Raw genomic sequence first — 11,078 nt, 5'->3', positions numbered from 1 at the left:
CAGATCCACAGGGCGGCGATGGCGGCGATGAAAGCCGCCATGCTGAATACCGAGCGGGCCCATGCCGGCGTTGCGCCGAAGGCGATGACGGCGAACGCGATGGTCAGGAAGAGCCAGACTTCGAGCAGACGGCGACCGATCACGAGGCCTCCTCCGTCGCCAGCTCCACCGCATCCAGCCAGATCCGGCCCCGGAGCTCCTTGTCGAACTTGGTCGAGCGATCCCGCCGGAGTCGCACCTGCAGCATGGAATCGGGTGCGGTCACTTCCAGCAGCACGGTGCACAACCGCCAGCTTTCTTCGGCGAGATGCTTGTCGCCGCGGGCGATTTCCCGAGGCTGTACGGGTTGGGTGGTGTCGATGATGTCGAAATATACGCCTTGATCGCTGGTCAGCGGATCCGTTCGAATGGCGTACCGGAACCGATATAGTCCGGGCCGCTTTACGAACACGCGCTGACTGAGGATCACTCCGCCGATATTCTCCGTTCCGTCGAACGCGACGGTCATCGCGTGCATGCCCTGGTAACGGCCGCGGCGGGTGTCCAGAAAACGGGTGTGCACGGTTTCGTGGCCCACCCAGTCGAATCCTCCGTTCCACCTGGGTTTCTCAAATCCGCCGTTGAAGATCAGGTTGTCCGAGCCGTCCCCGGGCCAGGCGCCGATCGGCTCCAGGCTGCGTCGCCACACGTCGTGCGCCGCCCGATGCTCGCCCCGCCGGTGCAGGTAGTCGATGTACGAAAAAGCAGACCTCGGATCGAAAGCCTCCGGGAGACGCGTCAGATTGAGCCAGCATCGACGGGCTGCGGCGGGGTCGTCCTGCTGGATGCACCAGCTCAGCAGGCCGAATTGCATGGCCACGGTCTGCGGGATGATGTCGCGGATGATGACCTGGCGGTCGGGATACATCCGCCAGCTGATGGCCAGGACCGGCCGGATAAGCGCCGGGTTGCCGATGAGCGCCTGGTGAAAGCAACGGGCGGCGGCAGACCGGTCACCGGTGCGGATAAAATAGTTGCCCGCGTACCAGTACAGGGGCGAATAGGCGCGGTTCAGCGCCAGCGCCATTCGCAGGCAGGCCGTGGCGGCCCGGGTATCGTTTCGATCGGCCTGGATCTGGGCCATCGTGGTCCAGTACCGATAGCTCCACGGATGCAGGCTCAGTGCTCGCGCCAGGTAATGTTGGGCCTCGGCCGAGGACGATCCGCGCCGGTCGAAGCGGCGGATGACGCTGAGTGCATACCAGCCCTCGGGATCGAGCGGGTTCAGTTGTGTCTTTCGCTCCGCCGCCGTTTGATCGGCTTCGGGTGTCTCCGCAATCTGGGCAAAGAGAAACAGCAGTGACACGGTCAGCAGGCCCAGCAGAAGGAGGGTCACGGCCAGCCGACCGATCAGCCCTGCGGAAAAAATCATGCGTTGCAGCCGCCTTGGGACAGGATGCGATCCAGTTGGTCACTGTCCGAAAAATCCACCGGCAGACGACCCTGCGCGATGAGCCACGGGTTCACGATGAACAGCAGCTTGGCCACACGGCTGCCATATTCCCGCTCGACCCAGGCGAGGCAGTCCGGGTAATGCGACATCAGGTCTTCGGGAGTGTGCGCGTCGCTGGCCACGCAATGAATCAGCCCGTGACTGATCAGCTCTCGGGCGGCGCGCTCGCATTTCCGGCCGTCCGCGCCCATGAGGCTTCGGGCGTTGATCACGAGCATGCAGCTCTGCTCCTTCAGGGCAGACATCCAGCGCAGCAACCGTTTGCCGGATTCGTATCGTTCCGGATGGGCGATCAGGGGAAACAGTCGAAGCTCCCGCAGGCGCCGCAGAATGTTGACCGTGGCGGCCGGTTGGCTGAACGGGCCGAATTCAACCAGGATGAACAGGTTGCAGACGGTGTGGAGCCTGGCGCGCCCCTGCTCGGCCAGCGCCTGGACGAAATCGGAACTCAGGTAGTGTTCGCCGCCCAGGATCAGGCGGATGTCGGTTTCAGGCTGCAACTCAGCCAGCCGAGACCGGGCATCGTCCGTGCGTATTCCGGCGAACCCGGGGTGAAACAGGTGCGGGGTGCAGACAATCTGGGTCACTCCGGCTGCGTGGGCGGCCTGGAGCATAGCAACGGACCTCGCGCGGTCGCGAGGTCCGTCATCCAATCCCCACAGAAGATGGTTGTGGAGATCAATCATTCAGAAATATCGACCACCCTCACTTGGTCGGTGAGGCGGCCACCAGCCCTTCCGCGATCAACTTGTCCAGCTCACGCATGCTGATCGCGGTGCGGAAGCCCACATCCGAGCAATGATAATTGTTCGGCTTCGAGGCGCGAAAAGGCAGCCGGCAATACTTGTTCTTCACCGTGAACGCGCCGCCCCGCACCACATAGTGATCCGGGTTGTACTCCTCGTCGTGGGTGTTACCGGGGTAGGGGCGATAGACGGACAGCGTCCACTCGGCGACATTCCCGGCCAGATCGGATACCCCGAACTGGGAGAGATCGGTGGGGAACGAAATCACGGGCAGGGCGTGGTCGCGATCCGCCTCTTCGGTGTTGGCGTAGTCCTTGATGAACTCATTGCCCCACGGGAACATGTAGCTGCGGCTGGTCCGGCCGGCCCATTCCCATTCTTCCTCCGAGGGCAGGCGACGGAGCGCCCAACGGGAATAAGCCATCGCGTCTTCCCAGGTCACGCCGGTCACGGGCAGAGGTTCGTCCTCGACCGGCGGGGTGTCGTCCTCCCAGCCGGGCGGCAGTCGGTGGTCGGTCTCCTGGACAAACTTGGCATACTGGCCGATGGTGACCTCGGTGCGCTCGATGTAGTAAGGCTCCAGATTGTACGGGTGGGCCGGAGTTTCATTCCAGAACTTGGCTTTGTTGCGGTCCAGTCCGATGGTGGCGGTCCCGCCGGGAATGTAGACCATGTTCTCCAGGAATTTGTCCGCCGGGATCGGGGTGGGCGTGAGCCGCACCTTGAAGCTCGTTTGGATGGGCGCAGTGGACTGGGCCAGTCGGGCCAGGACGTGGGTGGCATCGACCACCTGCGTGTCTTGGATACTGCCGACCACAACCTCACGGGTGGCACCTTCCGCGACGACCGTGTAATACACTTCACCCCGGGCGCCCTTCAGGAGTCTGGCATTGGGTACCTTGAGCAGCATCTGCCCGTCCGTCTGGATCTGTTCGATGGACGCGGCGACGTCCGCCGCGCTCACGCAGACGGCAAATCCAAGCACCAGAAGCAAAGTGAAAAGAATCTTATGAGGGTCTTTCATGTTTCACCTCTTCAATTTCGATAAAGTGTTCGGGCAGGTCTTTACCTCGGAATACCCGGAATCCTTTGGCGGCCATCATTTCCCGCCAGCGGAGGTCATCGAGGAATTCGGGTTCGTTCGACAGACTCGATCCGGAGTCACACGCATTGAATATGGAATCGTTGTCATCGGAAGCCGAGACTCCTGTCAGACGATCCGTGGCTGAAGGGTCGGAGAGCTTGTGGTGCCGGCTGATTTGTAGAAACAGAACACCCAGACCCAACGCGCAAACAATGGAAAGAGTCAGAAGCCAGCTATTCAATCCTCCGGCCGGCGTCAACTCGATGACCGGGGCAGACGGCGGTGAGGGGGCGTGTGCCGAGACCGCCTGAATGGATGCGAATGTGCTCGACTGCTGCACGGGTGCAGGGGGTGGCGCGGCTGTGGTCGCCGGCTCCGCTTGATGGCGCGTCGGTACGATCTGGCGCGCCGGCCGGACGGGGGCTGACATTGCCGGCTGCAAATGCGGAGCGGTTGCCACGACGGCGGCCGCCGGTGGATGTTGAGCCGGGACAACCACCGGCGGCTCGATCACAGGTGCCGGAGCTGGAGATGGGGGCAGTTCGATCGTCAACGCCTGACCGGGTTGACAGGTTACTTCTTTTTCTATTCCGGAATCGACAGAGACTTTGAATACAAAGCGGTGGTGTCCCGCCGGTATGGCGGACAGGGAGAAAACGCCCTGCTCCGGCACCGTGCCGATCCATGTTCCGTCGAGAAAAACATCCGCGTGCGGAGGACACCGGTGGAAAACGATGCTGGATCCGTCCGCGGACACGTCAGCCGTCATCCAAGGCAGACCGCATGCGCAACCGCACAGTGCGGCCCAAACGATCAAGGATCGGTGACGGCTGATCGACGTCATGGGCGGAGACTCCCGATCATCAGCTGGGGCTGGCCACCGGTTCGTCGTCGTCGATTACCGAGTAAATGATGATTCCGGTCGCCGTGCCGCCTTCGATGAGGCCGACGATGATCGGCAGACGGAGGCCGCGGATGGGATCCCCGTGACCCGTCCAGGCCGTGGCCCCGACGCAGGCCTCCTGGCGGGGCCGGAGGGTCGCCTTTTCACCCGATGGCACCGCCTGCACCTGCAACTCGCCTTCGTATGCCTGGACGATGTCCTGCTTGTCGGTGTTTTCCATTACCCCGTAATACCGGGATTCGGTTCTCAGCGGGGTCATGACGGATGTCGCACTCTGGATGGACGTCCGGACATCCTTGGGAAAGATGAAGGCCACCTTGCCTTGTTCCAGACGCACCTGGATTTCACCATCCTGCGACAGGACCTGGATGCGCGTATGCGGGAACAACTGGATGGTGCCACGGTTGGCCAGTTCGATCACCGTGGAATCCTTGTGCGCGGTCAGGCGGTCCCCCTGAAAAATGGTGCCGCCCACCGGCATCTCCGTGGTGCCGATCAGGGCGGGACTGCCGGCCACAATTTCTCCGAGCGGCGTCATCTGGCCGTGGGCCTGAACGACGGCGAGTGCGGAAAGTGTAGCCAGCACGGCACACAACCTAACTAACTTTTTCATCGTGCACCTCAATTCGATCTAATCAGCAAAGGCCCAGTGTTACTTGCAGCAATTTGATTACAGAAGCACAATATTGTCAAGCGTGCTTTGAGTGGTACTTATCTCCGTATTGGTAATAATGGTATTTCGAGTAGTAATAATCGGAACTGCGCAGGTTGGCGGCATTGATGAGGATGCCGAGCACCTTTGCGTTGATCAGCTGGAGGTCTTTCTGCGCCTGGCGCAGCACCTGCTTCGGCGTCTCACCGCTGCGGATGACCAGAATGATCCCGTCGGTGAACCGCGAGATGATGCGCGAGTCGCTCACCGACAGGATGGGGGGGCTGTCGATGATGATATGGTCAAAATATTCCTTGAGGATTTCCAACGCCTGCTTCAGCCGAATGGACGAGAGCAGTTCAGCCGGATTCGGCGGGATGGGCCCGGCGGTGATGGTGTACAGGTTTTCGATCTCAGTGGAATGGATGAGGGGCGAGATCTCGGACGCCCCGGCCAGGAAGCTGCTGAAGCCGATCGCGTTGTCCAGCTTGAATATAGTGTGCAGTCGCGGCTTGCGCAGATCCAGATCCAGCAGGAGCACGCGTTTGCCTGTCTGGGCGAAGGCGATCGCGGTGTTGGTCGAAACAGTGGTTTTGCCTTCCGCCGGACGCGGCGACGTGAAGAGCACGGTGTGAGGCGGTCCATCCGAGTTGGAGAGCATGATGGATGTCCGGAGTGAACGGAAAGCCTCGGCCAGGCTGGTGGTGGGTTCGTAATGGACAACGAGTTCGATTGAATTTCCGTTTCTGGAAGCGGCCGCAGGGACGACCTGCATGACCTTGGCTTTGCTTGCGGCGGCCACCGCCTTCGGCATGGACTCCGCCTGGGGGATGACACCCAGGGAGGGTAGAGTGGTGAGCTGCTCCACCTGATCCGGAGTTTTGACGGTGTTGTCCATGTATTCGATGAAAAAAGCCAACCCGACGCCGAGCAACAGACCGATGAGCATGCCCAGAAGCAGGTTTCGAACAGGATTCGGCTTGAAGGGCGCCGTGGGCGTCTCGGCGCGTTCCACGATCCGGATGTTGCTCGACTTGAGGCCGGCGGCGACCGAGGCCTCTTTTAACCGGGAGAGCATCCCTTCGTAGACGTTCTTGTTGGTCTCCACTTCGCGCTGGAGGATGTTGTACTGGATCAGGCTCTCTTTTAGCAGGTTGGCCTGGATCTTCTGTTCGTCCAACGCTTCCTGAAGCAGCTTTTCGCGTTTGGCCGCCGTTTCGTACTCGGTGATGATCGCCTTCATCGCCGTCTGCTTCTCCCGATTCAACTGGGAGGACGTCTCCGTGATCTGGTTTTTCAGTTCCTGGATGGCCGGCCAGTCATCTTTGAACTTTGACGACTGCTTGGCCAGTTCCTGATTCAAGCCGGACAGCTTGCGCTCCAGATCCTCGATCAGGGCGTTTCGCAGACTGGACGGGAAATTGGTCAGGGGATCCTTGATCCCGCGGATTGTGAGGTACAGGGATTCCCGTCGGATCCGGTCGGTCTGGGCTTCGGTCAGGGCCGTGCTCAACTCGTTGAGTTTTTGGAGAACCACGTCCTGCTGATTGGCCGAAACCATGATCCCTTTTTCACGGGAGTAGTTGATGAGGTTTTCTTCGGATTTCTCCAGCCTGGCTTTCAGGCTGGTGAGCTGACGCTTCAGAAACTCCGTAGCCTGCAGGGCGGCGTTGTACCGCGCCTCGAAGTTGAGCTGAATGAATTCGTCGGCGGCGGTGTTTGTGACCTGGCTGGCAAGTTCGGGGTAAGGCGAAACATAGCTGAGGCGGATCAGATGACTGTCCCGGACCGGCTCCACCTGCAGTCCGCCCTGCACGATTCCGGAGTGGGGTGAATAGGCCTCGTCCGCATCAGGATCAGCCAAGGCCACATCCAGGTCCGGATCGATGGTGGAGTCAGCCTGGGCGGGGGGCTCCTCTGTTTTTATCGAGGGGGATGCTCCGGCACGCTGATCGACGAACCTCGGGTCCTGGTCCAGATGGAGCGCCTGGACGACCCGCGAGGCCAGCGACTTGCTCTGGAGGATGGCGCACTGGGTCTGAATATATTCGGCTTGCTGCCAGGGCGCGGCTTCATTGACGAAATCCTGATACGGGAGAATGTTGGGCGAACTGACCTCGATCTGCAGCGTGGCCGTCGCGGAATACAGCGGGGTCTGCCGCAGCGTCCATAGATACGCGGTGGCGGCCGCCACCACAAAGCAGAGCACGATGAGCCATTTGCGCTTGACGATGATCTTCCAGTAGTCGAGCAGGTGGATCTCGTTTTCCGGCGCCGGCGGAACGACCAGCTGGTACGTAGGCGTCGTCAGTACGGCCGGGTGCCTGGGATCGGGTTCACCGGGCGATAGGACGGGTAGGTTCGGATTATTTCCCATACTTAGAAAGCGAGGAGCAATCCCCAATAAATGAAATTCGGAACGCTGGAGAGCATGGCTTGGCTGATCCCCTTGGCTTTGGAGTTGGGGATGTACAGCATGTCGTTTTCCTGCAGGGAGAAATCCTCACCGGTGCCCTTCAGAATTTTGTCGAAGTCAATCGCCACGACGGTTCGCTGGCCATCGGGCAGCGCCCGGACGAGCCGTGTATTCGCCAAGCTGGATGTCTTCGTGAAGCCCCCGGCCGTGGTCAACGCTTCACTGAGCCGAATTTCTTTCTTCGGCGGAATGGGATAGGCGCCGGGCTTGCCAACGTCGCCGATGACATAGTAGATGCGATCCACCCGCTTGGGCACGTGGATGATGTCGCCGGCCTGGATGGGAACGTTGAGCGCGGGATTGCCGTTCTCCAGGAGGTCCACTAGGCTGATTTCCACCTGCTGTGAGATGCCCGTCTCGTCCTGCCTGCTGATGGTGCACATGTCGCCGGCGGCGGCGGTGAAGCCGCCGGCCAATGACAGCAGGTCCACAAGCCGCATGAAGTGGGTGAGCTGGTACGTGCCGGGCTTGCTGATCTCGCCGAGCACGTGCACCGGCTGGGAGCGGTACTCCTTGATGGAAACCATCACGTGCGGGTCTTTGAGCACGGAATCAGCCAACAGCGACTCCAGCTTCACCTGGAGTTCCGCCGTGTTCAAACCCTCCACCCGGACCAGGGAGAGGAACGGCAGCATGATCGTGCCGTCCTGGGCCACCTGCACTTCGGTTTTCAGCTCCGGCACGCCGAACACGTCGACGGTGATGATGTCGCCGGGCCCCAGCACGTAGTTGGCCGCCGGATTGGAGCGGATGCGGATGAACTCCAACAGGGTGTTTTTCTTGACGGTCTGGTCGAGGGTGCCGGCGGTCGGCTGGGTGTCCTGGCCGGGAAGTGGTGTGAAGAGAAGTGTGCCTATTAATAATAGAAGCAGATCAAGATGTTTCATTGTCCCCTGTCAATCGTCCGATTTTACGCACGCCGAAGGCGTTGTCCGATGATGGATACGGTTGCTCCGGCGGCTACTGATCCCCTGCCCAACGACCAAACCGATGGCATCCATCTTCTTTCGCATAAACAGTAAATCATAATATGTCACAACAGGCCGGTCAATGACAATTTGTGCAAATAATCGGATAACTCCTGCCGGTATTCCGGTCGGGCCAGCGCCATTTCCACGATCGTTTTGATGTAACCGACGGGCTCACCGGTGTCATAGCGTCGTCCCGGGTATGGTCGGGCCACGACCAAACCACAACCGGCCAGGCGGTTGATGGGTTCCGTCTGGTAAAACTCGCCGTCACGGGGCACGCGCGCCAACTCGTGGAGGACCGGGAAGAGATCCGGGGTGTACAGATAGCGCCCCAGGGAAATGAGGTGGCTCGGTTCCGACCCCGGCCGGGGCTTTTCCACCATCCGGCGGACAACATGACGCCCGCCCCGAAGTTCGTAATCGACGACGCCGTAGCGCGACACATCCTGCCCGCTTAAATCGATCACAGAGAGCACGGAGCAGCCGCGCGGCTGAGCGGGTGTGATCGTCTCCCGCCAGGTCTCGATGAGTTGTCGGGCACAGGGTGGGTCGGGCATCAGGTCATCGGGGTAGGCGACGACGAACGGCGACTGTCCGGCGAACCCCTCGCACAGCATCAAGGCGTGGGCCGTTCCCCGCATCTCCCGCTGCCGGATGAAGACGATGTTGGCGTCGGGCGGCGTGACGCTGGCGAGCTTGCCGCCGGCGGCTTCATCCCGGAACACCGACTCCAGCTCCACATCCCGGTCGAAATAATCCTCAAGGGCTTTCTTCCGGCGGCTGGTGACGATCAGAATGTCGCGGATGCCCGAAGCGATGAATTCATCGATCACGTACTGGATGGACGGCACCTCGACGATGGGCAGCATCTCTTTGGGCACCGTCTTGGTCACGGGCAGGAATCGCGTCCCGTAACCCGCCGCCAAGATGACGCCCTTGACCGGTGTCGGCTGACTCATGGTGGTTCACTCCACGGTGACGCTCTTGGCCAGGTTGCGCGGTTTATCGATGGCGCAACCCCGGTACAAGGCGCAAAAATAGGCGAACAGCTGCAGGGGGATGTTGCAGAGGATCGGGTTGAGGAAATCGAGGGTGCGCGGTACGATGATCACCCGATCGGCGATGTCGGCCAGTTTGGTGTCGTCGGGTGAGCCGACGGCGATGATCTTGGCGCCGCGGGCCTGTACTTCCATGATATTGCTGATCATCTTGTCGTACACGCTGTCCCTGGGACAGACGGCCATGACCGGGCACTCGGGGGAGATCAGGGCGATGGGACCATGTTTCATCTCGCCCGCCGGATAGCCTTCGGCGTGGATGTAGCTGATCTCCTTCAATTTGAGCGCACCTTCCATCGCCGTCGGATAGTTGTAGAGGCGCCCCAGGTACAGGAAGGACTGGTGCTGGTAGTAGTCGCGGGCGATGGCGCGGATGTCCTCAGATTGTTCCAGAACCATTTGGATCTGATCCGGCAGCTCCTGGATGGCGTTCAGCACCTGGATGCCGTCGTTCATCGACAGTTTCTTGAACCGGCCCAGCAGCAGCGCCAGCAGGCTCAGGATGACCACTTGCGACGTGAAGATCTTGGTGGAAGCCACGCCGATCTCAGGCCCGGCGTGGTTATAAACACCCGCGATCGTTTCCCGGGCGATGGTGGATCCGACGACATTGACCAGGCCGAGGGCGAGCGCGCCTTTGCGGCGCGCCTCGCGCACCGCGGCGATGGTGTCGGCGGTCTCACCCGACTGGCTGATGGCCAGGACGGCGGTTCCAGCAGACAGATTGATGTTCCGGTAACGGAATTCGCTGGCGATCTCCACGTCGACATTTATGTCGGTGAGCTTCTCGAAGATGTAACGGCCCAGCAGGCCGGCATGGTACGACGTGCCGCAGGAGATCATGACGAGGCGGTTGATCGTTTTGAGTTCCGGCAGGATGCTTTCCAATCCGCCGAACTTGCTGACCCCCTCCTCGCGGAGGATGCGCCCGCGGAACGCGTTGAGAACCGTTTCCGGCTGTTCGAAAATTTCCTTGAGCATGAAATGCGGGAAGCCGTTTTTTTCGGTTTCCTCGACCTGCCACTCCACCTTCACCGGGTCCCGGTGGACCAGCTCATGGGAGATCGACAGGATGCGGAAATCGTCCGGTTGCAGCACCGCCACCTCGCCGTCGTTCAGATAGATCACCCGGTCGGTGTGGCGGAGCAGGGCGGCCACGTCGCTGGCCGCCAGCATCTCCCGGTCGCCCACGCCGAGCACCAGCGGGGAGCCCCGCCGGGCCACGATGATCTGTTCCGGATGGGCGGCATGGACGACGGCGATCCCGAATGTGCCCGTCACCCGCTCCAGACCGCGCAGCACGCTGTCCAGCAGGTCCCCCTGGTAAAACTCCTCAAAGAGGTGGGCCAGCACTTCCGTGTCGGTCTCCGATTCGAACCGGTGCCCTTTCCGCATCAGCTCCCGCTTGAGCAGACTGTAGTTCTCGATGATGCCGTTGTGGATCACATAGAGCATCCGGCCGCAATCACAGTGCGGGTGGGCGTTGGCCTCCGACGGCCGTCCGTGGGTGGCCCAGCGCGTGTGCCCGATGCCCGTCGTGGCCGGCGGGGTGGCGGCGGACAACCGTTGTTCCAGTTCACCGATCGTGCCGCAGGTTTTGACGGCGTACACACCGGCCGGGCCCACGGTGGCCAGGCCGCAGGAATCATACCCGCGGTACTCCAGCCGCTTCAGTCCTTCGGTCAATACGTGGAT

Annotated in this window: 10 protein-coding genes; all 10 read right to left on the bottom strand. The window is 61.1% G+C overall.

Annotation, left to right across the window (positions count from 1 at the left end):
* Positions 1 to 143 (bottom strand): hypothetical protein (locus GX414_02535; GenBank protein ID NLI45967.1); only part of this gene is annotated, 143 nt, incomplete at its 3' end.
* Positions 140 to 1,411, bottom strand: coding sequence for a hypothetical protein (locus GX414_02530; GenBank protein NLI45966.1), 1,272 nt, complete (start codon positions 1,409 to 1,411; stop codon positions 140 to 142). The genes GX414_02535 and GX414_02530, both read right to left, overlap by 4 nt.
* A complete protein-coding gene (locus GX414_02525) occupies positions 1,408 to 2,106 on the bottom strand; it encodes a hypothetical protein (GenBank protein NLI45965.1) in 699 nt (232 codons plus the stop codon). The genes GX414_02530 and GX414_02525 overlap by 4 nt, the downstream gene beginning before the upstream one ends.
* A gap of 91 nt (positions 2,107 to 2,197) precedes the next feature.
* Positions 2,198 to 3,262 (bottom strand): formylglycine-generating enzyme family protein, encoded by a 1,065-nt coding sequence (locus GX414_02520; GenBank protein ID NLI45964.1) that lies wholly within the window; start codon positions 3,260 to 3,262, stop codon positions 2,198 to 2,200.
* Complete coding sequence (locus GX414_02515; GenBank protein NLI45963.1) at positions 3,246 to 4,166, bottom strand: hypothetical protein; 921 nt, start codon at positions 4,164 to 4,166, stop codon at positions 3,246 to 3,248. Before GX414_02515 ends, GX414_02520 begins: the two co-directional genes overlap by 17 nt.
* 19 nt (positions 4,167 to 4,185) lie before the next feature.
* Entirely contained in the window at positions 4,186 to 4,839 is a 654-nt protein-coding gene (locus GX414_02510) for a hypothetical protein (protein ID NLI45962.1), read from the bottom strand.
* 76 nt (positions 4,840 to 4,915) lie between these two features.
* Complete coding sequence (locus GX414_02505) at positions 4,916 to 7,255, bottom strand: polysaccharide biosynthesis tyrosine autokinase (protein ID NLI45961.1); 2,340 nt, start codon at positions 7,253 to 7,255, stop codon at positions 4,916 to 4,918.
* A 2-nt stretch (positions 7,256 to 7,257) separates the two neighbouring features.
* Positions 7,258 to 8,241 carry a hypothetical protein gene (locus GX414_02500; GenBank protein ID NLI45960.1) on the bottom strand — a complete coding sequence of 328 codons (984 nt, stop codon included), beginning with the start codon at positions 8,239 to 8,241 and terminating at the stop codon, positions 7,258 to 7,260.
* A gap of 146 nt (positions 8,242 to 8,387) precedes the next feature.
* On the bottom strand, positions 8,388 to 9,284 hold the full coding sequence (locus GX414_02495; GenBank protein ID NLI45959.1) for a UTP--glucose-1-phosphate uridylyltransferase: 897 nt from the start codon (positions 9,282 to 9,284) through the stop codon (positions 8,388 to 8,390).
* A 6-nt stretch (positions 9,285 to 9,290) separates the two neighbouring features.
* Positions 9,291 to 11,078, bottom strand: a complete 1,788-nt coding sequence (gene glmS, locus GX414_02490) for a glutamine--fructose-6-phosphate transaminase (isomerizing) (GenBank protein NLI45958.1) — start codon at positions 11,076 to 11,078, stop codon at positions 9,291 to 9,293.

This window comes from Acidobacteriota bacterium (genome assembly GCA_012517875.1).
Taxonomy (GTDB): domain Bacteria; phylum Acidobacteriota; class JAAYUB01; order JAAYUB01; family JAAYUB01; genus JAAYUB01.
The sequence above is the reverse complement of the archived record's forward strand: the minus strand, read 5'-3'. Positions and strand labels throughout refer to the sequence as shown.

Coding starts and splice junctions, on each gene's coding strand:
- GX414_02510 (NLI45962.1), bottom strand. CDS start 4,839: ATGAAAAAGTTAGTTAGGTTGTGTGCCGTGCTGGCTACACTTTCCGCA.
- GX414_02525 (NLI45965.1), bottom strand. CDS start 2,106: ATGCTCCAGGCCGCCCACGCAGCCGGAGTGACCCAGATTGTCTGCACC.
- GX414_02520 (NLI45964.1), bottom strand. CDS start 3,262: ATGAAAGACCCTCATAAGATTCTTTTCACTTTGCTTCTGGTGCTTGGA.
- GX414_02530 (NLI45966.1), bottom strand. CDS start 1,411: ATGATTTTTTCCGCAGGGCTGATCGGTCGGCTGGCCGTGACCCTCCTT.
- GX414_02505 (NLI45961.1), bottom strand. CDS start 7,255: ATGGGAAATAATCCGAACCTACCCGTCCTATCGCCCGGTGAACCCGAT.
- GX414_02515 (NLI45963.1), bottom strand. CDS start 4,166: ATGACGTCGATCAGCCGTCACCGATCCTTGATCGTTTGGGCCGCACTG.
- GX414_02495 (NLI45959.1), bottom strand. CDS start 9,284: ATGAGTCAGCCGACACCGGTCAAGGGCGTCATCTTGGCGGCGGGTTAC.
- GX414_02500 (NLI45960.1), bottom strand. CDS start 8,241: ATGAAACATCTTGATCTGCTTCTATTATTAATAGGCACACTTCTCTTC.